Annotated in this window: 19 protein-coding genes and 1 pseudogene; 12 read left to right on the top strand and 8 right to left on the bottom strand. The window is 65.5% G+C overall.

Annotated features, from left to right (window positions below):
• The first annotated feature begins 97 nt into the window (after window positions 1-97).
• Entirely contained in the window at window positions 98-1,453 is a 1,356-nt protein-coding gene (locus tag B2U07_RS18840) for a 3-oxoacyl-ACP reductase (protein WP_275547237.1), read from the top strand.
• Between the two features lie 105 nt (window positions 1,454-1,558).
• Here the strand turns inward: B2U07_RS18840 and B2U07_RS18835 are convergent, their stop codons facing one another.
• A complete protein-coding gene (locus tag B2U07_RS18835) occupies window positions 1,559-2,551 on the bottom strand; it encodes an AraC family transcriptional regulator (RefSeq protein WP_275547238.1) in 993 nt (330 codons plus the stop codon).
• Window positions 2,552-2,738: 187 nt separating this feature from the next.
• Between B2U07_RS18835 and B2U07_RS18830 the strand changes: the two genes are divergently transcribed.
• From B2U07_RS18830 to B2U07_RS18800, 7 genes are all read left to right on the top strand, one after another.
• The gene (locus tag B2U07_RS18830; protein WP_275547239.1) at window positions 2,739-3,596 is read left to right on the top strand and encodes a MaoC/PaaZ C-terminal domain-containing protein; all 858 of its coding nucleotides are present in this window, start codon (window positions 2,739-2,741) and stop codon (window positions 3,594-3,596) included.
• A 323-nt stretch (window positions 3,597-3,919) separates the two neighbouring features.
• Window positions 3,920-4,225 (top strand): nucleotide pyrophosphohydrolase, encoded by a 306-nt coding sequence (locus B2U07_RS18825; protein WP_197859150.1) that lies wholly within the window; start codon window positions 3,920-3,922, stop codon window positions 4,223-4,225.
• On the top strand, window positions 4,222-4,971 hold the full coding sequence (locus tag B2U07_RS18820; RefSeq protein WP_275547240.1) for a methyltransferase domain-containing protein: 750 nt from the start codon (window positions 4,222-4,224) through the stop codon (window positions 4,969-4,971). Before B2U07_RS18825 ends, B2U07_RS18820 begins: the two co-directional genes overlap by 4 nt.
• Window positions 4,972-5,046: 75 nt before the next feature.
• Window positions 5,047-5,625: a DUF4136 domain-containing protein gene (locus tag B2U07_RS18815; protein ID WP_197859148.1), complete on the top strand. Its 579-nt coding sequence runs from the start codon at window positions 5,047-5,049 to the stop codon at window positions 5,623-5,625.
• Window positions 5,626-5,646: 21 nt separating this feature from the next.
• On the top strand, window positions 5,647-6,201 hold the full coding sequence (locus tag B2U07_RS18810) for a DUF4136 domain-containing protein (RefSeq protein ID WP_197859147.1): 555 nt from the start codon (window positions 5,647-5,649) through the stop codon (window positions 6,199-6,201).
• A gap of 14 nt (window positions 6,202-6,215) precedes the next feature.
• On the top strand, window positions 6,216-6,701 hold the full coding sequence (locus tag B2U07_RS18805) for a GNAT family N-acetyltransferase (RefSeq protein ID WP_275547241.1): 486 nt from the start codon (window positions 6,216-6,218) through the stop codon (window positions 6,699-6,701).
• Window positions 6,702-6,743: 42 nt separating this feature from the next.
• On the top strand, window positions 6,744-7,193 hold the full coding sequence (locus B2U07_RS18800; protein ID WP_197859145.1) for a DMT family transporter: 450 nt from the start codon (window positions 6,744-6,746) through the stop codon (window positions 7,191-7,193).
• A gap of 1 nt (window position 7,194) precedes the next feature.
• Here the strand turns inward: B2U07_RS18800 and B2U07_RS18795 are convergent, their stop codons facing one another.
• Window positions 7,195-8,127: an SdiA-regulated domain-containing protein gene (locus B2U07_RS18795; protein ID WP_275547242.1), complete on the bottom strand. Its 933-nt coding sequence runs from the start codon at window positions 8,125-8,127 to the stop codon at window positions 7,195-7,197.
• Between the two features lie 251 nt (window positions 8,128-8,378).
• On the opposite strand from B2U07_RS18795, the gene B2U07_RS18790 reads away from it, so the two are divergent.
• Window positions 8,379-9,506 (top strand): GGDEF domain-containing protein, encoded by a 1,128-nt coding sequence (locus B2U07_RS18790; protein ID WP_275547243.1) that lies wholly within the window; start codon window positions 8,379-8,381, stop codon window positions 9,504-9,506.
• Between the two features lie 117 nt (window positions 9,507-9,623).
• On the opposite strand, the gene B2U07_RS23165 is transcribed toward B2U07_RS18790, so the two are convergent.
• The 5 genes and pseudogenes from B2U07_RS23165 to B2U07_RS18770 form a co-directional block, all read right to left on the bottom strand.
• On the bottom strand, window positions 9,624-10,352 hold the full coding sequence (locus B2U07_RS23165) for a methyl-accepting chemotaxis protein (protein ID WP_419096366.1): 729 nt from the start codon (window positions 10,350-10,352) through the stop codon (window positions 9,624-9,626).
• Window positions 10,353-10,487: 135 nt separating this feature from the next.
• A pseudogene (locus tag B2U07_RS23160) lies at window positions 10,488-11,510 on the bottom strand (cache domain-containing protein); the annotation flags it as partial.
• Between the two features lie 243 nt (window positions 11,511-11,753).
• On the bottom strand, window positions 11,754-14,078 hold the full coding sequence (gene pbpC / locus B2U07_RS18780; RefSeq protein ID WP_275547245.1) for a peptidoglycan glycosyltransferase PbpC: 2,325 nt from the start codon (window positions 14,076-14,078) through the stop codon (window positions 11,754-11,756).
• 72 nt (window positions 14,079-14,150) lie between these two features.
• On the bottom strand, window positions 14,151-14,681 hold the full coding sequence (locus tag B2U07_RS18775; protein ID WP_275547246.1) for an REP-associated tyrosine transposase: 531 nt from the start codon (window positions 14,679-14,681) through the stop codon (window positions 14,151-14,153).
• Between the two features lie 82 nt (window positions 14,682-14,763).
• Window positions 14,764-19,662: an alpha-2-macroglobulin family protein gene (locus B2U07_RS18770; protein WP_275547247.1), complete on the bottom strand. Its 4,899-nt coding sequence runs from the start codon at window positions 19,660-19,662 to the stop codon at window positions 14,764-14,766.
• A 154-nt stretch (window positions 19,663-19,816) separates the two neighbouring features.
• Between B2U07_RS18770 and B2U07_RS18765 the strand changes: the two genes are divergently transcribed.
• From B2U07_RS18765 to B2U07_RS18755, 3 genes are read left to right on the top strand one after another with little or no spacing between them, the layout of a single operon-like run.
• Entirely contained in the window at window positions 19,817-21,163 is a 1,347-nt protein-coding gene (locus B2U07_RS18765) for an MATE family efflux transporter (RefSeq protein WP_275547248.1), read from the top strand.
• 13 nt (window positions 21,164-21,176) lie between these two features.
• Window positions 21,177-22,214: a GGDEF domain-containing protein gene (locus B2U07_RS18760; RefSeq protein ID WP_275547249.1), complete on the top strand. Its 1,038-nt coding sequence runs from the start codon at window positions 21,177-21,179 to the stop codon at window positions 22,212-22,214.
• 12 nt (window positions 22,215-22,226) lie between these two features.
• Window positions 22,227-22,682, top strand: a complete 456-nt coding sequence (locus B2U07_RS18755; protein WP_275547250.1) for a DUF2214 family protein — start codon at window positions 22,227-22,229, stop codon at window positions 22,680-22,682.
• Window positions 22,683-22,756: 74 nt separating this feature from the next.
• On the opposite strand, the gene speA is transcribed toward B2U07_RS18755, so the two are convergent.
• The gene (gene speA / locus B2U07_RS18750) at window positions 22,757-24,670 is read right to left on the bottom strand and encodes an arginine decarboxylase (RefSeq protein ID WP_275547251.1); all 1,914 of its coding nucleotides are present in this window, start codon (window positions 24,668-24,670) and stop codon (window positions 22,757-22,759) included.
• Window positions 24,671-24,777: the final 107 nt, after the last annotated feature.

The raw sequence follows: 24,777 nt of genomic DNA, 5'->3' as shown, positions 1-24,777 counted from the left end.
GGCCGCCTTGCCGGTGCATGAGGCAACAGAGTCAATTGCGCTTTGCCTGTCGCCGCGTACAGTGACACGACTTTCGATTCGCCCGCAGGAGTCTTTCATGTCCGATCGTTATCTCGCCTTCGCCAACTCCTCCACCGGCCGCCGCCTGGTTGGTGCCCTTGGCCTGCCGGCGCCAGTGCGCCTGGAACGCTGGATGGCCGGCCGCGTGAGGCCGGTGGACGGCGCGCTGCTGCTGGGCGGTGACGGCGAACTGCTGACGGCCGTGCTGCCTTTCGCCAACAAGCTCACTGATCAATTGTTCAGCGCTCGCGAGGGCCAACTGCAATTGCCACGCTGGACCGCCGAGCACGGTCCGAAGCTCAAGGCCCTGGTATTCGACGCCAGCCACCTGACCCGCTTCGAGCAACTGATCGAGCTGCGCGACTTCTTCCAGCCAACCTTCAAAGGCCTGGCCAACAGCCCGCGCGTGGTGGTGCTGGGCCGCGCCCCCGAGTCGCTCAAGGATCCCGTCGCCGCCAGCGTGCAGCGTTCGCTGGAAGGTTTCACCCGTTCGCTGGGCAAAGAGATTCGCCGCGGCGGCAGCGTGCAGCTGCTGTACGTCGGCAAAGGCGGCGACCAGCAGCTGGAAGGCGCGCTGCGCTTCTTCCTCTCGCCGAAGAGCGCTTACATCTCCGGCCAGGTGCTGCGCCTGGGCGCCTGCACCGAACAGGTCAGGGACTGGACGCGCCCGCTGGCCGGCAAGAAGGCGCTGGTCACCGGCGCCTCGCGCGGCATCGGCGCCTCCATCGCCGAAGTGCTCGCCCGTGATGGCGCCGACGTGGTGCTGCTCGACGTACCCCAGGCTGCCGACGCACTGCAGGCTCTGGCAGCGCGCCTGGGTGGGCAGGCGGTGACCCTGGATATCTGCGCCGAAGACGCGCCGCAGCGCTTGGTCGAGGCGCTGCCCGAAGGCCTGGATATCGTCGTGCACAACGCAGGCATCACCCGCGACAAGACCCTGGCGAAGATGAGCGATGCCTTCTGGAACTCGGTGATCGACGTCAACCTCAAGGCCCCGCAGGTGCTGACCCAGGCGCTGCTGGAGGCCGACAAGCTGCACGACAACGGCCGCGTGGTACTAATCGCCTCGATCAGTGGCATCGCCGGCAACATGGGCCAGACCAATTACGCAGTGAGCAAGGCCGGCGTGATAGGCCTGGCCCAGGCCTGGGCGCCGGCCCTGGCGAAGAAAGGCATCAGCATCAATGCCGTGGCGCCGGGGTTCATCGAAACGCAGATGACCGCGGCCATTCCGCTGGGTATCCGCGAAGCCGGGCGACGGATGAACTCCATGAGCCAGGGCGGCCTGCCGCAGGATGTTGCCGAAGCCGTGGCCTGGTTCGCCCAGCCCGGTTCGGGGGCGCTGAGCGCGCAGGTGCTGCGCGTGTGCGGGCAGAGTCTGCTGGGCGCCTGAGACCGCGGCGAGGGGCTGAAGCGGATCGCCGCCCAGGCGATTGACTGTGGTGGGAGGCGCTTCAGCGGCGACTGTCGCGGCTAAAGCCCCTCCCACAGGATGGCATCAGCCCTTGCCGCGCTTGCGAAACTCCACCGGCGTTTCGCCGACCCAGCGCTTGAACGCGCGGTAGAAGGTACTCGGCTCAGAGAAACCGGTGCGCTCGACGATCACCTCGATACGCTCGTCGGTCTTGAGCAGCAGCTCCTTGGCCAGGCGACAACGGTAGTCGGTGATCAGGTCGTTGAAGCGCACGCCAGCCATGGCCAGGCGCTCACGCAGGCGCCGCGCCGGCATGTTCAGGCGAGCGGCCACCTGCTCCAGCGTTGCGCCGCCGTCGACCAGCAGCTCGGCGATCAGCTCACGCACCTGGCGCACCAGATCCAGCCTTTCCACCTCTGCCAGTTGCCGCCGCGCCAGCGACTCATGCATGCGCAGCAGCTCCGGTGCCGCGTGGCGCGAGGCCTTGTCCAGCACTGCGGCGTCGAACAGCAGCGCGCAGTCCTCGGCGCCCAGGCGCACCGGGCAGCCGTAGATCGCCTGGTAGCGCTCGGCGGACGCGCCCTCGGCATGTATAAAGCGCACTTCACGCGGTCGGAAATCGTTTTCGGTCAGCGCGGCGAACAGGCGGATCACCGCGCCGGCGAGCATCTCCGGGAAGTGCCGCGGCGTATCGGCCTCCACGCCCAGGGTCAGCACGGCTATCTCGCCGTCTACGTCCAGCCGCGCATTGAGGGTATCGGAGAGCAGGCGCACGTAGCGCAGCGCATGGCGCAGTCCGGCGCCGAAGGTTTCGCTGGAGAGGAACAGGTATTCCAGCAGCAGGCCGTGAAAGGCCGGCAGGTGCTGGGCCAGGTACAGGCCGACATGCTCCTCGCCGCACTCTTCGCTGGCGGCCTTCCAGAACACGGCCTGGGCGGCATGAGGGAAACGGCCAGCGGGCAGCCCGCCGGGAGGCAGGCCGACATGCACCAGCACGCGGTCAGGATCGTTTCCGCTGGCGCGCAGGGCATCGATTACCGGGCGCATCAGCGCCACATCGTCGGTCAGATCACGCATGATTTCTGCTGTTGTTCTTATTCGTGAGCATTATTCGTGGGCCGCACCATCTTAGGGCTGCGGACCACCGTGCGCAAACACGCAGCAGACCGATTGACTGACCTGCACAGACGCCAGGCAGAACAGCCAATGACAGCGCAGGTCTGAGGGTTAAGCTGCTGTCATCCATTTGCCAAGGAGTTCGCCAATGGCCATCGACTGGCTCGATCTCGATACCCCACCGGCCCTGCCCGGCCTATTTCTGCGTGCCGCGCTGCGGCGCAAGGTGACAGGCCGTCAATTACCCGATATTGGCCTGCGCTGCCCAGTGATCGTGGACCCGAAGCACCTGGCGCGCTATCGCCAGGTCTGCGGCCTTGCCGAGAGCGCCTATCTGCCGCCGGTCTACCCGCACATCCTCGCCTTCCCACTGCAGATGCAGCTGCTCACCGACCGCCGCTTCCCCTTCCCATTGCTGGGTCTGGTGCATCTGGAAAACCGCATCCGCGTGCTGCGCCCGCTGGGTGGGTTGGGCCCGTTCCAGGTCAGCGTGCAGGCGACCGACCTGCAGCCGCACGACAAGGGCGCCACGTTCAGCGTGATCACCCGTCTGGAAGACCAGCTCGGCCTGCTCTGGCAAGGCGACAGCCGCATCCTTTGCCGCGCCCTGCGCCTCGACGGACAGCCGCAGCCCCGAGCCGAACAGGAGCCCCTGCCGCTGGCGCCGCTGACCGACTGGGCCGCCCCCGCCGATACCGGCCGGCGTTACGCCCGCGTGGCCGGCGACTACAATCCGATTCACCTGCATGCGCTGACGGCACGACTGTTCGGCTTCCCTCGCGCCATCGCCCACGGTCTGTGGAACAAGGCGCGCAGCCTGGGCGCGCTGCAGGCACACCTGCCGCAGGCCGGCTACGAAGTGCAGGTGCGCTTCCAGAAACCGGTGCTGTTGCCCACTCACCTGGCGCTACAGGCCAGCGAACCGGCTGCAAGCGGCCAGTTCCGCCTGATTGGTGAAGACGATACGCCGCATATGGTCGGAAGCTGGCAGCCGTTGATTGCCTGACGTAGCCCGGATGCAATCCGGGTGGATATTCTCGACACGCGCCCCCGGATTGCATCCGGGCTACGGGCCATGCTGGGGAGAATGATTCAAGCGGCGCCAGTATTACCGGGTAACCCTCTCCCCCGGCCCTCTCCCGCAAGCGGGAGAGGGGAGACAACCCGCGCGCCCTTCTAGCCTGGATGAAATCCGGGGCTGCCCGCCGCTGGCTGGATTGATCGCGGCTGAAGCCGCTCCTACACCATGCAAGCCCCGCCTTTCGCGCACCACACCTTGCAGCGCGTAGCGTTCGAGCCGAAGCTATGCGGCTCGAAAGGAGCCGCCCCATGAACATCGCTGCACTCACCGCGCGCATGCACGCCATTCGCGATCACAACGACTGGCGCCGTTACCAGAGCCCGAAGAACCTGGCCATGGCCGCCAGCGTGGAAATGGCCGAGCTGGTGGAAATCTTCCAGTGGCTGAGCGAGGAACAATCCCGCCAGTTGCCTCCCGACCAGCTCGCGCATGCCGGCCAGGAAGTGGCCGACGTGGTGCTCTACCTGCTGCAACTGTGCAGCGAGCTGGGTCTGGATATGAATCAGGCCGTGCTCGACAAGCTCGCAGACAACGAACGGCGCTTTCTCAAATGAGCGACCGCCACTTCGACGAACTCGCCACCCGCTTCGCCGAGAAGATCTACGGCGGCGCCAAGGGGGCCATCCGCCTCGCCGTGCTGCAGGCCGACCTGGCCGAAGCGCTGCCGGACCGCCCGTTGCGCGTGCTGGATGTCGGCGCAGGGCTTGGCCACATGAGCCTGTGGCTGGCCCAGCGCGGCCATCAGGTCACTCTGGCAGAACCTGCCGAACCCATGCTCACCGGGGCACGTCAACGCTTCGCCGAAGCCGGGCAGAGCGCCACCTTCATCCAGGCGCCCTGGCAGGAGCTGCTCGGCCAGCTGCAGGGACCCTTCGATCTGGTGCTGTGCCATGCCGTGCTGGAATGGCTGGCCGAGCCGGCGGCCATCCTGCCGCTGCTGCACCAGCTGACGGCCAAGGATGGATGGCTGTCGCTAGCCTTCTACAACAAGGACGCGCTGATCTATCGCAACCTGCTCAAGGGGCACTTCCGCAAACTGCGCAAGGAACGCTTCGCTGGCGAAGGCCAGAGCCTGACCCCGCAGCGCCCGCTCGATCCGCGCGAGCTGGACACGCAACTCAGCGAATACTGGCAGGTCGAAAGCCGTAGCGGCGTGCGCGTATTCCACGACTACATGCCGCAGGAATTCCAGGCCAAGGCCGAGCTGATCGACCTGCTGGAAATGGAGCTGGCCCATCGGCGCCACCCCACTTTCGCCGGCCTGGGCCGCTATCTGCACTGGATCTGTCGGCCGACCTGAGCACATTGGACGAAGCCGACAGCCCGGCGTAGCCTGAAGCCATCGGGGATGTCGCGCGCGACCACGGAGACGACCATGCGCACTGCCATAGCCATACTCATCCTGCCGCTGCTGGCCGCCTGCCAGAGCCAGAACCCCTACCAGGCCGAGTCGCTACCCATGCCACCGGCGCCGCCCGAAGCGGCCACGACCTTCGACCGCAGCGCCTACCCGGCAGCGCCGCGCGATTACGGTCGCTACCGCAACTGGAGCTGGCTGGACGGCCGCGTGCCCAGCAGTGAACTGGCCGACGGCGTCAGCGCCGGTCTCGATCAATACGGCCTGCGCCCGGCGCTCAACGGCCCCGGCGATGTGCTGGTCAGCGCTCGCATCAGCCAGGAAACCCGACTGCGCCAGTATCAGGACAACGTCGGCGGCTACTATGGCACCGGCAGCGACTGGGATCGTCGCTACGGCGCCTACGGCAGCGTACCCATCGTGCGCACCTACGAGCAGAAAGTGGCCGTGGTGCGCATCGAACTGATCGACCCACGCGACCGTCAGGTGGTCTGGTCCGGTAGCGGTGAAGCCGTGGCCGGCAAGGATCAGGCGGCCCAGACCGATGCCATGCGCGTGGCTATCCGCGCAGCGCTGGACGGTTATCCCCCTTATTGATCGACCGTTCTGGAGAACGACATGCGTACCCTGCCCTACCTGCTTCTCGCCTTGCTGCTGAGTGGTTGCGCCAGCGTCAGCCTGGAGCGCGACTTCGACCCCAGTCGTGATTTCGCCGCCTATCGCACCTGGAGCTGGATGGACGACAAGCTCGCCTACCAGCCCGATGACGCCCGCCTGAAGAGCGACATCACCGAGGCGCGCATCAGCCAGGCCGTGGCCGAACAACTCGACCAGCGCGGCCTGCGTCAGGCCACCGATGGCAAGGCCGACCTCAAGGTGCAGAGCGTGCTGATCGTCGACCAGCGCCAGGACCAGATCACCACCCAGTACGGCGGTGGCTGGGGTGGCTATTGGGGCGGTTACTGGGGTGGCCCGGCCTTCACCGAAACGCGCCGCGTGGACTACAAGGTCGCCACTTTGCAGATCGACCTGTACGACGCCAGGGACGGCAAGCTGGTATGGCGCGGCAGCGGCGAGCAGATCATGCGCAGCCAGCCGCCGACACCCGCCGAACGCGAACGGGCGATCCGCGAAACCGTGGCCCAGGTGCTCTCGCAATATCCACCGCGCTGACAGGGCCAACCGGTTTGAACGCGAACCTGCAACACCGCCCGGCCACGGCCGCCGACCTCGGCGTCGTGGCCGGTTTCCCGCAGAACCTCGATGAGCTGTTCTTCTGCTACCCCAGGGCCACCTGGCCGCTGGGCGTCGACCAGCTTGCCGCCACCGTCGCCGAGCGGCGCGAAAGCACCGTGGCCGAACTTGCCAGCAGAGTCGTCGGCTTCGCCAATTTCTACCAATGGCAGCATGGCGAATTCTGCGCCCTGGGCAACCTGATGGTGGCACCCTGGGCCCGCAGCCAGGGCGTGGCCCAGTACCTGGTGGAAGTGATGGAAACTTTCGCGCGGGAACGCTATAAGGCGCCGCTGATGAAGGTGTCCTGCTTCAACGCCAACGCCGGCGGCCTGCTGCTCTACACCCGCCTCGGCTACCGCGCCGCCGGCATCGTCGAACGCCGCGCGCCGGACGGCAGCCGCGTGGCGTTGGTGCAGCTGGAAAAAGCCCTGCTGTAACGCCCTCGCCGCAAAACCCGATTGTCCTCCCTGGAGTTACCCATGAACCATCTCAGCGGCTGGTTGCTGGCCCTGCCCTTTCTCGCTGGCGCGGTGCTGCCTCTGCAGGCCGGTATCAATGGCCAACTTGCCCGTCACCTTTCCAGCGTCTTCGCCGCTGCGCTGATTTCCTTCGCCGTTGGCAGCCTGGCGTTGCTGCTGATGACCCTGAGCCAGCGCGAGCTGCCCGGCCTTGGCGCGCTCAAGGAGCTGACCTGGTGGCACTGGAGCGGCGGCCTGCTCGGCGCCTTCTTCATCGCCACCGCAGCCTTCGCCGGGCCGCGTGTTGGCGCGCTGCTGTTCATGGTGCTGGTGATCGCCGGCCAACTGGCCATGGCCATCACCCTCGACCATTTCGGCTGGGCCGGCTTTCGCGAATCCCCCGTCACCCTGGGCAAGGTGGCAGGGCTGGCATTGATCGTCGCCGGAATCTGGATGATCCGGCGCGGCTGAATCACTTGCGCTCAAAGCGGTAGAACAGGTTGGGCTCGCTGGCGAGGTACAGGGTGCCCTGGTCATCGAAGGTCACCCCTTCGCCCTGCGGCACGCTGTCCTGCAGGCCGGCAAAGCCCCCAAGCAACGAGCGGAAGCTGACCAGGCGGCCGTCACGATCCAGCTCGACCAACAGCTTGGATTCGTCGCTCAGCGCCACCAGATGGCCGGTGCGGTCATCGAAGTGCACCGATGCCAGGTCGGTGACCGGCATCTGCTCGACCCATTCCTGTCGATCTATGATTTCCAGGTCGAAGTCGCCAGCCATGCTGCGCTTGAGTCCGCGAATCTCGTAGAGCTTGCGCGGCGAGTGTTCCTTGACCACGAACAGGCGGTCACCCGCACGGTCGTAGCCCAGCCCCTCGAAGCCCTCGTTGCCCCCCAGGCCGATGCCCAGCGTCAGCGCACGACAGTCCTCGCGAAACAGCGGCCCCGGTTTCTCCGGTGCCCGCACCATGACCAGCGCGTGGTTGCGCTCCTCGGCCAGCAATAGCAGGCCGTCGCCGAGATAGGTCACACCTTCGACATCGGAAAAACCGCTCAGGGGATAACGGCCCAGCAGCTCGCCCTCACGATCGAGCAGCAACAACTGCTCCGGATTGTTCACCACCGCCCAGATCTGCTGACGATCGTCGTCGTAGCTCAAGCCGGAAAAATTGTCGGTCACGCCGCCAACAGCTTTGGCATCGATGCTCACGCGGTATTCGGGTAGCCACAAACTGCGCGGTTCCCAGGTGTCTTCGTACCAAATGGTCTTGGCCCAGAAATACAGGCGATCATCCAAATGCAGATCGCGCACCTGATGAATGGCCAGCAGCGAGAACAACAACAGCGCCCATTTCCATGGACTCACGACAGGTAGCCTTCCTAGCCTCCCCATAATGGCGGACAGCATCGAAAGCTCTCGCATTAAGTAGTGGATACGCCGCAGTGTGCCGGACCGATGTTGCAGTTGGTCGACTCCCAGGCACATTTGGGACAGCCTGATGTTAGAGCGGTTCAGCCCGCCAAGCGGAACAAAGGTAACCAAGCGTGATTAGCACTCTCGCCAACGTCTACTTACCGCACGGCGGATACTGGCATTGCGACATGATTTGCCTCGTCAAACGCGCTATGCTCCGGCGAGCAGCTTCTGTGATCACAAAAATGACCAATGCCGAAGTACCGCTCCAGCCCAATACCTTTGCCCTGTGGCGTGAAGTGGATGACACCCGAATTCGCACGCGCCTGGGGGGTATCTTTTATCTGCTCGCCTGGCTTCTGACCTGGGTCTTCAGCGCTGCGCCGGGCGAGCTGATTCTTGGCGGAGTGCTAGGTTGCGCGCTATTCGGCGCACTCCTGGCGGCACGTCTGCTGCACCGGCCCGATGGTCTGAGCAAGCCCGAGCAATTGCAGCGCTGGCTGGATCGTCACTGGGGGCTGATCCTCTTGACCGCGCTGTGCTGGGGCCAAGCTCACGCCCTGGCGCTTTACAACGATGCCTATAACGATTCGGAAATGGTCGCCACCCTGGCCACGGTGGCCTTCAGCACGGCGATGACCTTCAACTTCGCCATGCGCCGTGGCCGCGCGCTGCTGGCGCTGGGGCTGCTCTACCTGCCAGGCCTGCTGGTGATGGCGCTGAACTGGCAGCAACAGCACGCGATGCTGATCACGCTGACCTTTTACCTCGGTTATCTGGTGCTGGTACTCGGCCGCAATCACCGCGAATACCGCGCCACGCTCGATTTGGAATTGAAGCTGCTCGAGCAGCAAAATCAGCTCGACCTGCTCAGCCGCACCGATAGCCTGACGCAGCTGGGCAATCGCTATCAGTTCAACAACCTGTTCCCCAGCCTGGTGGCCAACGCCGTGCGCCAGGGCGAACCGTTATCGCTGGTGCTGATGGACATCGACTTCTTCAAGAAAGTGAACGATGAGCATGGCCATGCCGGCGGCGATGCCTGCCTGAGCGCGTTCGCCGAGCGCATGCGTAAGGTGTTCCGTCGCGATGCCGACGCACTGCTGCGCCTTGGTGGCGAGGAATTCGGTGTATTGCTGCCCGGCACCACCCTGGCTCAGGCATGGGACCTGGCAGAGCACTTTCGTCAGGAACTGGAGAACGAAGGCCTGCTGCTGGCCGGCCAGCGCCTGGAGCTAACGACCAGCCTCGGCGTCGGTTGCTTCAGCAAACGGCACGATGGCGACGCCGACGCCTTCTTCCGGCGCGTGGATGGCGCGCTGTATCGCGCCAAACGTGAAGGCCGCAACCGCCTAGTCGCGGCCGATCACTGAGGCACGGCGGCCTCAGGATCGCGCGGGGTTTAAGTAGGGCTCGCAGGGCCGCCCAGGCTGGGCGCACCCGAGCGGTGATAATCGCTGCGACAGCGAACCCTACGAAAGCCATCACCACTAGAGACGGAACTTGCCCATCTGCCCGGTCAGATCGTCAGCCAGGCGGCTCAGCGTCTGACAATCCTCGCGACAGGCGCGTACCTCACCGGCGGTAGCGTGCGCCAGATCGGCGATGCCCTGCACGTTACGATTGATCTCCTCGGTCACCGAACTCTGCTCTTCGGTCGCTGCCGCCACCTGGGTATTCATATCACTGATGCGTTCGACCTGTTCGGTGATGGCCCGCAGAGACTGCCCGGTACGCTGGCTGGACTCGACGCCGGTGCTGGTAGCCGACTGGCCGGCGTGCATCGAGCTGACCGCGGTTTCCGCGCCCTGCTTGAGGCGCTGGATCATCTGCTGGATCTCGTCGGTCGAGGCCTGGGTACGGCTGGCCAGAGTGCGTACCTCATCGGCCACCACGGCGAAACCGCGGCCCATTTCCCCGGCCCGCGCCGCCTCGATGGCGGCGTTCAGCGCCAGCAGGTTGGTCTGCTCGGAGATTCCGCGAATCACCGCCAGTACCTGATCGATGGACGCAACCTGCTCGGCCAATTCGGTTACCGCATCCGCGGCGCTGCCGATATCGGCGGACATCCGTTCGATATGGGCGATGGACTGCCCGACCACCTGACGCGCGCTCTGCGCTTCTTCGCGGGCGCTGTGCGAGGACTGCGCAGCGTCGCTGGCGTTGCGCGCGATTTCCTGCACGGTCAAGCCCATCTCGTTCACCGCGGTAGCCACCATATCGGTCATATCCTGCTGCTGGCCCGCGCGCCCAGCGGTGTTCTCCACCACCCGCGCCACCTGACCGACAGCAGTGCGCAGGCGCTCGCTGGTGGCTAGCACATCACCGATCAAATCGCGCTGGCTGGCGAGAAAACGGTTGAAGCCACGCGCCAGGTCGCCCAGCTCATCAGCCCGCGATTCATCCAGACGCCGCGTCAGGTCGCCCCCACCACCCCCGATCTCCACCAGCGCCTGGGTCACCTGACGGATCGGCCGTACCAGGCCGCGCGCCAGCAGTACCACCAGGCCAAGGAACAGCAGTGCCACGGCCACGCCGATCAGGCTGGTCATCAGCAGCGCCTGACGCGCCTCGGCGTAGACTTCGGCCTCCGGCACTTCGCTGACCAGCAGCCAGTCTATGCTGGCGAACTTCTGCGCCACGGCAAGAAAGGTCTCGCCATTGCGCTCGAAGCGCAACGCACGGCTGTCGCCAGCCAGAACCTGGCGACTGGCATCGGCGCCGAACAGCTCGCCGAGCTTGCCACTGCCGCTCAGCTGCGAATTGGGATGGACCTTGATGTTGCCCTGGCTGTCGATCAGGAACACCTGGCCACGCTCGCCGAAGCGGAAGTCGCTGATCATTTTCGACATGTCCGCCAGGCTATAGCCCAAGCCAGACACGCCAAGCGTCTTGCCGCCGCGCTTGATGCGCTGGTTGATGAACAGCGTGGGCTGCCGTGTGGTCTTGTCGATGTCGATCTCCAGCACGCGGTCGCGCTCGCCGTCGATCAGGCGGTAGAACCACTGGTTCTCCGCCTGGCTGCGGTCGAGCGTGCGCACCAGCCCTTCGCCGGTGGTGTAGTTGCCACTGGCCAGGGCGACGATGGAAGTGGTCATGGCGTTCTGCTGGGCGCGCACGCTTTCGAGATAACGAGCGAACTCGTCGCGCCGTGCGGCCTCCTCGCCCGCCGCAAGCCAGTCCTGCACCAAACTGTTCTCGGCAATCGAGGCGTTGGCGGTAATCGGCGCGGTCAGCACTCGCTCCAGGTCGTTGCGAATCGCCAGTACCCGAGCCGGCAGCGCCTCTTCGATCAGGTAGCGCTCGGTCAGACGGTCCACCACCGCGGAGTAGATGCCGACGACGATAAGAATGCTGGTCAGCAGGGCCGCGCCCATGCTGAGGATCAATTGCCACTGAATACTGCGTTGCCAGAGGCGCATGGGGGCTTCTCCCGGTTGTTCTTGTAATGGGCCAGGCAATTGGATACAAAAATGTACACAAATTGCAATTGCTTACCGCCTGGTTTCATATCGGCGGCGCACGGCCAGGCTTTATTCACAAGATTCGGCACCATGGGCAGCACTGACCGGTGCTGATGCCAGAGCGGCCGCTGGCCGCGGGTTGGCGGACGACTCGCCTCAGGGCCCGACGCTAAATTCCAGACGAGCGGTCTGCCCGCCTTCGTCGAGCACGCTCAACTGATGCCGGCCACTGTCGAAGGCGTGACTGAAGGACGCATCCACGGCACTATCGCCCACTGGCTGGCCATCGAGAAACCACCAGCGCCGGCCATTGCCGCCCAGAGCGGACAGGCTGAGGCGCAGCGGTTCGTGACTGCCCTGCGGCCGGCGCAGGCGATCACCATCGCGTACACCGACGATGGAAAGCGGCGCCACCTGGCTACTGCGTGGCGGTGGACAGCCCGGATCTATACTCGGCAAACGTGCAGTACGTCGTTCCCGTCGTGGCAACCAGGGTTCCAGCGGCGCCGGCCACAACGCCAGCTCGCGCGTCTCGGCACCCGCACAGGCAGGCCCGACGCGATGCCCCTCGGCATTGATCCAGTAACGTTCGCGCAAGCCACTGCCCAGCGGCTGATCGGCGGCCTGCAAGGTCGGTGGCGTGGTGCCCTCCAACGTCCAGGCGAAACGCAGGCGTCGACAGTTGGGATCGTCCCTGCTCATTGGCTGGCCCAGCGGCCAGCAGATGGCGGCCACGCCAACCTCGGCCGGCTGCGGATCGGCCGGCGCCGCGATGCCCCGCTGACTGTCGCGGTTGACCAGCAGATCATGCACCTGCAGCAATAGCGGCGCGGCCGAGGCCAGACCGAACTGGCCGGGCACAGGGGTGCCGTCCGGGCGACCGATCCAGATGCCGATCAGATGGCGCGGACCGACGCCAATGGCCCAGGCGTCGCGAAAGCCATAGCTGGTGCCGGTCTTCCAGGCCAGGGTCGGACGCTGCGCCAGCTGCGCGCGCGGATCGCGATCCGGCCGCGCCTGGCCGCTGAGGATGCGCCGGATGATCCAGGCCGAACCGGGCGACAGCAGCCGGCGCTCGCGCAGCTCGTCATCCGGCTGCAGACGCGGGCGGGCGGCCATGCCGCCACGGGCGAAGGCGCTGTAGCCGGTCACCAGCGACTCCAGCCGCGAGCCACCGCCACCGAGAATCAGCGCCAGGTTCGGCTCGGCCAGCGCCGGCAGACGAATCGGCAGCCCCGCGCTGCGCAGCTCGCCGGCGAAGCGCTTCGGCCCGTAAGCTTCGAGCAGCTGCACGGCAGGCAGGTTGAGCGAGGTGGCCAGGGCTTCGCTGGCCGACACCGGACCGATGAAGCCGGCGGCGAAGTTGCCGGGGCGGTAGTCACCGTAATGCCGCGGCACGTCCTGCAGCAGTGACTCGGAGTGGATCAGCCCGGCATCCAGCGCCATGCCGTAAAGAAAGGGTTTGAGCGTCGAGCCGGGCGAACGCAGGGCGCGCACCATGTCGACGTGGCCAAAGCGCGAGGTGTCGCCGATATCCACCGAGCCGAGATAGGCGCGAACCGCCATGCTCTCGTGCTCCACCACCAGGATCGCCGCCGAGGTGCGCTCGGGCAGGCGCGCACGCCAGCCCAGCAGCAGGTCTTCCAGGCGCAGCTGCAAACCGGCATCGAGGGTGGTGCGAATCAGCGGCGGGCTGCCGGCACGGTTCAGCCGCCGCGCCAACAAGGGCGCCAGGCTCGGTTCGCGGCGCGGCGCGAGAAACACCGGCTCTTCCAGCGCTTCGTCCACCTGGGTCTGCGGCCAAACCTGGAACTCACCCAGGCGGCGTAGCACCTTGTCGCGCGCCGCCTGGGCACGCTCGGGATGGCGATCCGGACGCAAGCGGCTGGGTGCCTGCGGCAGCACGGCGAGCAGCGCGGCATCGGCGCGGGTGAGCTGGCTTGGCGGCTTGCCCAGATAACTCCAACTGGCAGCGGCCACGCCCTGCAAGGTGCCACCGAAGGGCGCACGATTCAGATACAGGGTGAGGATTTCGTCCTTGGACAGATGCCACTCCAGCTGCGCGGTGCGCCATAGCTGCTTGAGCTTGCCGGGCAAGTCACGGCCATGCGGATCGAGCAGCCGCGCCACCTGCATCGACAGCGTGCTGCCACCGGACACCACACGCCCGCCGGTCAGGTTCTGCCAGGCCGCACGCCCCAGCGCCAATGGGTTAACTCCGGGATGATGGCGGAACCAGCGATCCTCGTAGGTCAGCAGTGCTTCGAGGTAGTAGGGCGATACTTCTTCCGGCGTCACCGGGTAGCGCCACACGCCGTCATGGTCGGCGAAACGCCACAGCGGCGTGCCGTCTTCGGCCAGCACCACGCGGGCCAGGTCGTCCTCGGGCAGGGGCAGCGGGAACAGGCGGTCGGCGAGCCAGAGCAGGGCCAGGGGTATGCAAGCGAGTATGAGCCAGCGACGCAAGTGGCTGGGTCGCATGGTCAGTACAAGCTCCCGGATTGCATCCGGGCTACAGCCGCCCCGTAGCCCGGATGCAATCCGGGGAATTCCTCACTCGCCAGCATCTTGGATCTCAACTTCTGCTCCACCAGCCCAGTCAATGGGTAGCAAGCCTTGGCGCACATAATGGTGAAAGCTGGAAAATGGCCAATCCTGTACACGAGCGACCAGACCATGTTTGAGCGGATTGATATGGATGTAATCCACATGGTTGCGGTAGTTCTGCTCGTCACGAATCAGATGCTCCCAGAATCGTCGCTGCCAGATGTTAGCCTCACCTTTGGCGTTGGTGCGCACTTCGCTGCCAACCTGCTGGCGTAGTACTCCCACGAACGAGGCCTTGAGCATACGGATTCGCGCAGAGAAATCGGCGTCATCAGGTGGTAGAACCATCAGCATGTGCAGGTGATCTGGCAACACCACCAACGCAGGTACGCGAAAAGGCAGTCTTGCCTGCGTATCCTGCAAACATCGACGTAAAAGCGCCGCGGTTTTGCACAGCAGATCACTACGTCTGTCTTGCAGAGCCAGCGTCAAGAAATAGCAGCCGCCGGCTAACTTGGCTCTTCGGTATTTCACCATTCGGCACCTCCTTGTGCTCGAAAATCCCCGGATTGCATCCGGGCTACGTGATCTGTAGCACGGATGCATTCCGGAGTCGCTTTTAGCGCCCCCTGACCACCAGACTCTCCGGCGCACTCCCCAGCGCCTGCCAGCTCGGTCGGTACATCGACTCGACCTGCGGTGGCGGTACACGGTAGCTGCCGGGCGTCACGGCGCGAGCCAGGTAGAGCAGATGGGTGGTGCCGTAGCCTTCCACGTCCACTGCCGCCACGTAGCGATCACCACGGTATTCCTGGTGCTTGATCCGCGCATTCTGCATGGAGCGGCGCCATTCCTTGACGTTGCTGCCGGCGTCATCGAGGCTCGCCGCGCTTTGCGCGAGGTTCTGGTTCTCCAGCTCCAGGCCGGCCGGCAGCAGGTCCACCACCAGAGCATCCGGTACGCGCTGCGTGGCCCGCACGGCCAGGTGCACTAGCACCAGCTCGCCGCTGTCGAGGCGCTGCAGGTCGAGCGGACGGCCATCCATGCCGAGGTACTCACGCTCGATGCTGAGGTTCTCGCCACCGGCGCGCGGCGCCTGGCTTGGGTAACCGGACAGGGTCAGCTGCTGATACAGCTTGGAGCTGCCGGCGTTGCTCACGCTAAGCGGCTCGGCCAGTTCGCCGCGCTCAAGCTTGATGCCAGGCTGCTGATTGCTCAGTTCGAACTGGAAGGCGCCGCTGGCAAGCGCAGCGCTCCAGGCTTGCTCCGGCTTGCCGAGAATGCCGCGCCCGGCGAGGAACAGCGAGTTGCGCTCCTGAGTCGACAGCCAGCGCTGGCCGGCCAGCTCATCGGCCAGGTTGAACAGCCGCTGCTCGCGCTGCCCGGCCGCCAGGTCGTGCTCTTCCAGCAGGGCGAGAATCAGCGCCTGGTCACGCAATGGGCTGCCGTAGTCGGCCATCCAGCGTTCGCCATCGCGCGGCTGGATCAGCCCCTGGTTCAGCGCCTGCTCGGCACGTGGCGCATCACCCATCAGCTTCAGCGCAGCAGCCAGCTGTACCAGCGGCAGACCGGAACGTGCGTCGTTGCGACGGTCGAACAGGCTGCGCAGCGCACCCAGCGGCGCCTGCTGGCTGCGCGCCAGAACGTAGCCGGCGTAAGCCTGCACGGCGAAGCGGGTGTGAGCGAAGTCCTGGCTGTAACTGGCCTCGATCAGGCTGCTTTGCTGCAGGTAACGCAGCAGGCGATCATTGGCCTTTTTCAGCGCATCCGGCGGAACGCCGAAGCCCTGCTCGCGGGCACGCAGGAGGAAATCGGTGACATAGGCGGTGAGCCAGTATTCCTCTTCGCTCTCGGCGCTCCACAGGCCGAAGCCGCCGCTGTAGCGCTGCATGCCGAGCAGGCGCTCGATGCCCAGCTCGATGCTCTTGCGCCGTTGTTCGTCCGGCTCGCCCTGCAGGCCAAGCTTTTTCAGGCTGGCGGCATCGGCGTAAAGCGACGGATACAGGCCACTGGTGGTCTGTTCCAGGCAGCCGTAGGGGTAGGCCTTGAGTGCGCGAATCTGCTCGGCGAGGTTCAGCGGCGGCCGGCTCGACAGTGCCAGCACGGCTTCCAGCCCGGCAGGCTCGAACTGGTTCAAGGTTCCGGCAGGCAGGGTCCAGGGCTCGCCCTCCCCCAGCACTGCACGGAAGTGTTGCAGCTGCGCCGGATAGGCCGGGCGGATACCCAGCGTCCACTCACGACTGAAACCACCCAGCGTCTCGTTCGGCAGCACCAGCCCCTGCACCTCGACGTGGATACGTCCCTGCCCCAGACCACCTTCGGCTCGCACCGGAATGCGCAAGGTGGTGCGCTGGCCGTCGTTCAGGCGGATCGGTGCCTCGCCCTGGTTGAGCAGACGCAGCTGACCTTCAACGCCGACCTGCACCTCGAGCTGCTGTTCGGCACCGGACAGGTTGGTCAGGTCCAGCGCCAAGGTGGTTTCGTCGCCACCGGCGAGGAAGCGCGGCATCGACAGCTCGGCGATCAGCGGTGCGGCGACTACTGTCTTGGCTTCGGCCATGCCGAAACGCTCGTCGGTCCAGGCCTGGGCCATCAGGCGCAGCTCGCCATTGAAGTCGGGGATATCCAGGCTGACTTCGCCTTCGCCCTGGTCGTTCAGCTTCAGCGCATCGCTCTGCAGGGCGACGATCAGCACACTGGTATCGGGGCGCTTGCCACCGGCGGCAAGGCCGGCGTCACCACCGAAGGCCAGGCTGGCGACGCGCCCCTGGGCTTCGATCAGTTGGCCGTAGATATCCAGCTGGTCAGCGCCATAGGCCTTGCGCCCGAAGAAGTTGGCGAAAGGATCGGGCGTGGCATAACTGGTGATATTGAGGATGCCCACGTCCACCGCGGCGACCAGCACATGCACCTTGTCAGGGATGCTGCCGTCGGCATTACGTGCGCTGACCTTGACCTTCAGCGGCTGCTTGGGCCGCATCTTCTCTGGCGCCTCCAGGCTCACCGCCAGCTTGCGCGGAGCACGCTCCAGCGGCAGATGCAGCAGGCCGACCGCGCGTTTCGGGGTGACCTGCGCCTTGCGCTCACCCGGACGCACCACCAGGGCACTGAGGTAGAGGTCGTGGCGCGCCCATTTCTTGTCGATGGGCAGTTCGAAGGTCTTGCCCTCGGCCGGCACGCTGATTTCCTCCCACCACAGCGGCCCCTCGCTGGACTCGACCAGCAGGTAGCCATTACCGGCAGCCGGCGGGGTGACGGTGATTTTGGCCACATCGCCAGCGGAATAGGCGGGTTTATCCAGCGCCAGCTTGACCTGGTCCGGGCGCACCGCGCCGCCGTCGGCGTTGTCCTGCCAGCGGTAGCCTGCCCAGAAACGCAGGCTGCTGACCAGACCGGTCTGGTTGTCCACCACCTCGACCCGATACGGGCCCCATTCCACCGGGAAGCTGACCTTGGCGGTGCCGCCCGCGGCGACCTTCAGCGGCTCGTCGCTGAGAGTGAGGAATTTCTCGTTGTAGTTGTGACGCCAGCCTTCACCGTCGGAGAAGCTCCAGAAATAGTCGCGGCGTTCGCGCACCAGGCGCACGTTGAGGTTGTCGGCTGCCAGCTTGTTGCCGGCGGCGTCGGCCACCAGGATTTCGAATTCGGCCAGGCTGTCGGCGTCGACTTCCTCGCCGTCGAACAGGCCACGCAGGCCCGGCAGGCGCTCGGCCGGCCATACCGGCTGGACGATGCGACGGGTGATCGGGCGGCCACCGGACTCCTGCAGGCTGGCCTGGAGGATCAGACGCAGCGGCGATTTGGCGTCGCCCCAGCGGTTCTCCGGGCGCAGCATGGCGCGGCCCTGGTCATCCAGATTGACCTCGTCGAGTTCCTGATCCTGGCTCAGGTCGGCTTCGGTGACGTCGCCGAACTGATAGCCCGGCAAGCTCGCCACCGCCTCACGCAGCGGGCGCACGTAGAGCTGCCCGGTCAGGCGATTGCCTGCGGCCGGCGCTCCGTAGAGGTAACGCCCGGTCACCGCGAATTCGGCGCTGTCGCCCGGCGCGTAGGGCTGGTCCCGGCCTTTGAGTTCCAGGGCCATACGCTCGGGCAGGAAGTCCTCGACGAGGAATTCGTAGAGCTGCGGACTGCCATCGCCCAGGTCCAGCAACAACTGCCAGCGACCGGTCGGCGCCTCTTCGGCCAGCGGCAGCTGATATTGATAAAGACCGTCATCACCGGCATTCCAGACGAACTTGCGGCTGATCTGCTCATCAGGGCGGCGCACCTCAACGCTGACCGGCTGAGCCTTGACCGGGCTACCGTCGGCATCGCGCAGCAAGCCGTTGAGCAGCACGGTCTCACCAGGGCGATACAGATCACGCGGGCCGAACACGAAGAACTGCAGGGCATGCGCCTTGGGGCCGGTGATGTCGAACTCGGCCAGGTCCAGCGCCGGGGTGTTGAGACGCAACAGGCTGGTTTGTTCGTCCTGCTTGGCCAGCAGCACCTGGGCCTTGGCCGGCAGCGGCAACTGCGCATGGCCCGCCGAGTCGGTCTTGCCTTCGGCGAGCAGCGCACCGTCGCCATCGAGCAGTTCCAGCTGCACCCCGGACTGCGCCTTGCCACCTTCCAGTGCCTGAGTGAACACATCCAGACGGTCACGATAGCGATGCGCGGAGAGGCCGATATCGCTCAGGGAAAACAGCGTGGCCGGTTGCGAATAGCTGTAACTGCCAGCCTCGCGCATCACGGCCAGATAAACACCCGGCTGCTTGAACGGCTCCAGGCCGGCGATGGGCAAGAGCAGGGTTTCACGGGTGTTGCGCGCCGGGTTCAGGTCGAAGCGGCCGCCATAGACCAGCTCGGCCATCGGCAGCAGCTCGCGCGCCTCCCAGGTATCCAGATTGCTGGCGCGGCCCCAGCGCGAGAGGAAATTCGGCAACGCCTCGGGCTTGATGCGGAAGAACTCGACATTGACCTTGTCGACGTTCAGCGCGATCACCGGCAGGCCTTCGGCCAGGCGGGTCGGCAGCAGCGAGCCACGGCTGGCGAAACCGACGCTGGCCTGCAAATCGCGAGTCTCGAAGCGGCTGACATGCTCGGCAGCGAGCTTGCCGCCATTGATCGACTTGAGGCCGGCATCAATGGTCAGTACCAGTTTGCGCTGCGGCTCCAGGTGGCGCAGGCGCAGCTCGCTGAGGTTGTCGGTCAGCTCCCAGGCGCCATCGACCTTGCCAGAGACGCTATCGACCAGATGCAGGCGTTCGGCGAAGGGCTGGTCGGGGTCCAGCGGAATGGAGAAGGTCACCGACAGCGCACTGGCACCATCGAGCTGTACTTCGGAGACGTCGACCACCTCCAGCTCGCGCCCGGCGTAACGCTCGGCCAGCGCCTCGCGGTTGACCGCAGGCTTCGGCGCCTGTGGTTGTTGCGCGGCAGGAGCAGCGGGGGTCACCGTGGCAGGGGGTTCAGAAGAATCACAGGCGCTGAGCAGGGTCAGCGCCAAGGCCAGAAGCAGTCCTTTGTTCGGCATTGCGGGCTCCGGAATCAGGGGGGCGCAGAGGCCGACAACTATAGCCGAGGCGCCCTGAAGGCGACGAGTCATCCCGACGAATTCGCCAAACTACTCACACTCCTGGGGCCGCGCCGGCGCTGTGCCTATAATCGGCGTTTTGCCGGAGCTGCTCATGTCCGCCCTGCTCGATGCCTGGCGCCACGCCCCAACCCAGCGCAAGGTCTGGGCGCTGGCGGCGCCGATGATTCTCTCCAACCTCTCGGTGCCCATGGTGGCGCTGGTCGATACCGCCGTGGTCGGCCACCTGCCGCATGCTCACCAGCTCGCTGCGGTCGCAGTCGGCGGCAGCCTCTATACCCTGCTCACCTGGGCCATGGGTTTTCTGCGCATGGGCAGCACCGGTTTCGCCGCCCAGGCCGCAGGCCGCGAGGACGGCGGCGCCTTGCGCCAGGTGCTGGTGCAGGGGCTCGGCCTGGGCGTGTTCCTGGCGCTGCTCCTGGGTTTGCTGGCCGTGCCCTTCAGCAGCGCGGCGCTGAGTCTGATGCAGCCGTCGGCCGAACTGGACCAACTGGCGCGCCAGTACTTCCAGATTCGCCTGTTCGGCCTGCCCGCCAGCCTGGCAACCTACGCGTTGATCGGCTGGCTGCTGGGCACACAAAGCGCCCGTGGCCCGCTGGCCATTCTGCTCACCGCCAACCTGATCAACGTGTCGCTGGATCTGCTGTTCGTGCTCGGCCTCGAATGGGGCGTGGCCGGCGCGGCCTGGGCTTCGGTGATCGCCGAATGGAGCGGCGCCCTGCTCGGGCTGTGGCTGGCCCGCGGAGCACTGGCTCGCTATCCAGGCCAACTCGACGGCAGCGCGCTGAAAAGCTGGAGCAACTGGCGCCCGCTGCTGGTGGTCAACCGCGACATCTTCATCCGCACCCTGGCACTGCAGCTGGTGTTCTTCCTCATCACCGTACAAGGCACGCGCCTGGGCGATGCCACGGTGGCGGCCAATGCCCTGCTGCTCAATGGCCTGACCCTGACTGCCTATGCCCTGGACGGCCTGGCACATGCCGTCGAAGCCCTGTGCGGCCATGCCCTGGGAGCGCGAGATCGCGATGCGCTACGCCGCTCGCTATTGGTCGCCGGCACCTGGTCGCTGCTGGCCAGCGCCGGCTTTGCGCTGTTCTTCCTGCTCGGCGGGCACTGGTTCGTCGGCATGCTCACGAACATTGCCGAGGTCCGCGAACTGGCCCTGAACTTCCTGCCCTACCTGGCGCTGCTGCCTCTGCTGGCGGTGTGGAGCTATCTGCTCGACGGCCTGTTCATCGGCGCTACTCGTGCCCGGGAAATGCGCGACGCCATGCTCATCGCCCTGGCGTTGACGCTGCCGCTGGGCTGGTGGCTGCAAAGCCTGGGCAACCACGGGCTGTGGTTGGCATTTCTGGCATTTATGGGGCTGCGCAGCCTGGTGTTGGCTGGCTATGCTTGGCAATTGAGCCGTCGCGACCTGTGGTTCCCTTCCCCAGCTTAAGGAGAGATCGCTCATGCTCAGCGTGCCAGTCCCGTCGAATGAAGCCGAACGCCAGCAGGCACTCGATCGCCTCGAGCTGCTCGACACGCCTGCCGATCCCTATCTCGATACCCTGACTCGCCTGGCCCACGACCTGTTCCAGGTGAAGATGGCGCTGATCACGCTGGTCGACCGCGACCGTCAGTGGTTCAAGAGCCGCCAGGGGCTGGACGCCGCGGAAACGCCGCGCAGCCTGTCCTACTGCTCGCAGGCGGTACTGTACGACGAGCCGCTGATCGTCGAGGACAGCCAAGTAGACAAACGTTTCGCCGGCAGCGAGCTGGCGCGCAATACCCCGGACGTACGCTTCTATGCCGGCTGGCCGCTGCACGATGCCGACGGCATGCCGTTGGGCACCCTGTGCCTGGCGGACCCGAAGCCACGCCAGTTCGGCCACCAGGATCGATTCAAGCTGCGCGACCTGGCCTACCTCACCGAACACTACCTGCACCTGCTGCACTGCTCGCAGCAGGCCAGCGACCTGCGCGACGCCCTCAGCCGCGAGCAGCGCAAGGGCATGCTCGATGCGCTGACCCAACTGTGGAACCGCGCCGGGCTGCTGCACTTCCTGCCGCTGGAGCAAGCCGCTGCCGAGCACAACCAGCGGCGCCTGGGCCTGATCTATTGCGATCTTGACCACTTCAAGCAGGTCAACGACCGGTACGGCCACGATGGTGGCGACCACGTGCTGTGGGAAAGTGCGCGACGCATGAGTGCCGCGGTGCGCCCGCAGGATGTAGTCACACGCAATGGCGGCGAGGAGTTCGTCATCCTTACCCAGGTGCACGATGAGCAGGAGCTGCTGCAAATTGCCGAACGCATCCGCCTGGCCATCGCCAGCCAGCCGATGCAGCTGGAAAAGGCCGAATTGCAACAGACCGCCAGCCTCGGCTGCACGCTGCTCGGCGTAGGCGAGAGCGCCATGGACGCACTAAAACGTGCCGATCAGGCGCTGTACCGGGCCAAGCACGGCGGTCGCAACCGCAGTGAGCTCGCCCCCAGCGCCCACTGAAGGGAAGCAAACATGGCCGCCGCGTTCGTCGCCTATCTGCACTACCTGTCGATCTTCGCCCTGTTCGCCCTGCTGAGCATCGAGCACGTGCTGTTCAAGGCGCCGCTGGATCTGTCGCGGGCACGCAGCCTGATGATCGCCGACCTGGCTTACGGCATCTGCGCCGGCCTGGTGCTGATCACCGGTATCGCCCGCGTGCTGTGGTTCGGCAAGGGCGCGGCCTACTACATGGGCAACAGCCTGTTCCATGCCAAGCTCGGCCTGTTCATCCTGGTCGGCTTGCTGTCGATCCTGCCTACCCTGGTGTTCATCAAGTGGCGTAGCGCTGTGAAGGCCGGCCAGGTGCCGACGCCAAGCGCACGGCAGGTGCGCCTGGTAACCTGGAGCATTCGCGTCGAGCTAATGCTGTTGCTGGCGATCCCGCTGCTGGCAACGCTGATGGCACGTGGCCACGGCATCATTGGCTGAACCGAGAGACGTAAAGCTTCGCCGCTAAAGCGCCTCCCACAGAGCAGCAGCGTAGCCCGGATGCCGTCGGTGGCTTACGAGGCCAGGTAGGACGAGCGGGTCAGCCCCAGGCGCAGCGCATCGAGGAACTGGGTACGCTCACGCGCGCTGATCCTGGCGCTGGCCACCTTGTCGCGGTAGTGGGTCATCAGCTCCTCGGGCGACAGGTGCACGTAGCGCAGCATGTCCTCGATGGTGTCGTGAGTCTCGATACCGGCGTGCACCACGCTGCCGTCAGCGGCCTGGTAGATGTTCACCGAGTCGGTGTCGCCGAACAGGTTGTGCATGTCGCCGAGAATCTCCTGGTAGGCACCGACCAGGAAGATGCCCAGCACGTAGTCCTCGCCCTCGCGAATCTCATGCACCGGCAGACTGGTCTCGATGGACTGCTCGTCGACGTACTGACGGATCTTGCCGTCGGAGTCGCAGGTCAGGTCCTGTAGCACGGCGCGGCGCAGCGGTTCCTCGTCCAGACGCGACAGCGGCAGGATCGGCAGGATCTGGCCGATGGCCCAGGTGTCCGGCAGGCTCTGGAACACCGAGAAGTTGCAGATGTACTTGTCGGCGAGCTTGTCGTTGAGTTCGTCGAGCACGGCACGGTGCGAACGCTGGCGCGCCTTGAGTTGGTTGTGCAGGCGACGGCAGATGGCGAAGTAGCACTGTTCGGCCAGCGCCTTCTGCGCCAGGCTCAGCTTGCCGGCGGAATACTGCGCGGCCACTTCCTCGATGTAGTGGGTGGCCCGCCAGTAGGTCTCGGCGACCATTTCCGGGTCGCTGTCGTCGAGCAGCTCGATCAGCCAGTGCAGCACTTCCGGCTGCTCCACGCTCGGGTCGATCTCCGGCACCTTGTCGTTGTGCCGCTCGACATCGGTGACCTGCACCAGCAGCACGGCGTGGTGCGCGGTCATCGCCCGGCCGCTCTCGGAGAAGATGTGCGGGTGGGGGATTTCCTGGCGGTCGCAGAACTCCTTGAGCATGTCCACCACGGCATCGGCATAGTCCTGCATGTCGTAGTTGATCGAGCTGGCGTTGCGCGAATGCGTACCGTCGTAGTCCACACCCAGGCCACCGCCGACATCGATGTGATCGACCGGCAGGCCCATGGCACGCAACTCGCCGTAATAGCGGATGGCCTCGCGGAAGCCCTTGCGGTAGTCGGCGATGTTGGCGATCTGCGAGCCCATATGGAAATGCAGCAGGCGAATGCCCTGATCCAGACCGGCCGCGCGGAAGCGCTCGACCACCTGCAGGATCTGAGCGGCGGACAGGCCGAACTTGGATTTCTCGCCGCCGGTGTCGGCCCACTTGGAGGATGCCAGCGAGGACAGGCGCACGCGCAGGCCGATCTGCGGCGCGACCTTGAGCTCGGCCGCTTCCTCGATCACCAGGGCGACTTCCGACTCCTTCTCGATGACGATGAACACGTTGTGACCGAGCTTCTGCCCCATCAGCGCCAGGCGAATGAACTCCCGGTCCTTGTAACCGTTGCAGACGATGGTGCCGCCCTTCGGTGCCAGTGCCAGCACGGCCAGCAGCTCGGGCTTGGAGCCGGCTTCGAGGCCGATGGAGACGTTCTGCGTGGCGATGATGTTCTCGATCACCGCCTCCTGCTGGTTGACCTTGATCGGGTACAGCGCGGTATAGCGGCTCTGGTATTCCAGGCGCTCGATACTGGCATCGAAGGCACCGGTCAGGCGGCGCACGCGGTCCTGCAGGATGTCCGGGAAGCGCACCAGCAGCGGCAGCGACAGGCCGCTCTGGCGCAGCTCGTCGACCTGCTGATAGAGGTCGATGGGCTGGCTGTCCGGACCGTTGGGGCGCACTTCGATACGTCCGGCATCGTTGATCGAGAAGTAACCGGCGCCCCAATGGCGAATGCCATAGACACTGCGGCTATCGGCTACGGTCCATTGGCTGCCGTCGTCTTTGCGGGTGCGTCGTGCGGACATCTAGTTCTCCCTGGAAATGGGTTTGCGCAACCGAAGGTCGCGTCAGAAATTAAAGGCGATAGATGACGGTTGCTCGGCGGTCGACCACCAAAGCTCGTCGAAAGTTT

It is taken from the genome of Pseudomonas sp. UBA7530, from assembly GCF_002479365.1.
GTDB lineage: Bacteria > Pseudomonadota > Gammaproteobacteria > Pseudomonadales > Pseudomonadaceae > Aquipseudomonas.
Note: the sequence above shows the minus strand (reverse complement) of the source record. Positions and strands in the feature narration are given on the sequence as shown.

Coding starts and splice junctions, on each gene's coding strand:
- B2U07_RS18765 (WP_275547248.1), top strand. CDS start 19,817: ATGTCCGCCCTGCTCGATGCCTGGCGCCACGCCCCAACCCAGCGCAAG.
- B2U07_RS18840 (WP_275547237.1), top strand. CDS start 98: ATGTCCGATCGTTATCTCGCCTTCGCCAACTCCTCCACCGGCCGCCGC.
- B2U07_RS18760 (WP_275547249.1), top strand. CDS start 21,177: ATGCTCAGCGTGCCAGTCCCGTCGAATGAAGCCGAACGCCAGCAGGCA.
- B2U07_RS18835 (WP_275547238.1), bottom strand. CDS start 2,551: ATGCGTGATCTGACCGACGATGTGGCGCTGATGCGCCCGGTAATCGAT.
- B2U07_RS18830 (WP_275547239.1), top strand. CDS start 2,739: ATGGCCATCGACTGGCTCGATCTCGATACCCCACCGGCCCTGCCCGGC.
- B2U07_RS18800 (WP_197859145.1), top strand. CDS start 6,744: ATGAACCATCTCAGCGGCTGGTTGCTGGCCCTGCCCTTTCTCGCTGGC.
- B2U07_RS18775 (WP_275547246.1), bottom strand. CDS start 14,681: ATGGTGAAATACCGAAGAGCCAAGTTAGCCGGCGGCTGCTATTTCTTG.
- B2U07_RS18815 (WP_197859148.1), top strand. CDS start 5,047: ATGCGCACTGCCATAGCCATACTCATCCTGCCGCTGCTGGCCGCCTGC.
- B2U07_RS23165 (WP_419096366.1), bottom strand. CDS start 10,352: ATGGTGGCTACCGCGGTGAACGAGATGGGCTTGACCGTGCAGGAAATC.
- B2U07_RS18795 (WP_275547242.1), bottom strand. CDS start 8,127: ATGCTGTCCGCCATTATGGGGAGGCTAGGAAGGCTACCTGTCGTGAGT.
- speA (WP_275547251.1), bottom strand. CDS start 24,670: ATGTCCGCACGACGCACCCGCAAAGACGACGGCAGCCAATGGACCGTA.
- pbpC (WP_275547245.1), bottom strand. CDS start 14,078: ATGCGACCCAGCCACTTGCGTCGCTGGCTCATACTCGCTTGCATACCC.
- B2U07_RS18810 (WP_197859147.1), top strand. CDS start 5,647: ATGCGTACCCTGCCCTACCTGCTTCTCGCCTTGCTGCTGAGTGGTTGC.
- B2U07_RS18825 (WP_197859150.1), top strand. CDS start 3,920: ATGAACATCGCTGCACTCACCGCGCGCATGCACGCCATTCGCGATCAC.
- B2U07_RS18755 (WP_275547250.1), top strand. CDS start 22,227: ATGGCCGCCGCGTTCGTCGCCTATCTGCACTACCTGTCGATCTTCGCC.
- B2U07_RS18770 (WP_275547247.1), bottom strand. CDS start 19,662: ATGCCGAACAAAGGACTGCTTCTGGCCTTGGCGCTGACCCTGCTCAGC.
- B2U07_RS18820 (WP_275547240.1), top strand. CDS start 4,222: ATGAGCGACCGCCACTTCGACGAACTCGCCACCCGCTTCGCCGAGAAG.
- B2U07_RS18790 (WP_275547243.1), top strand. CDS start 8,379: ATGACCAATGCCGAAGTACCGCTCCAGCCCAATACCTTTGCCCTGTGG.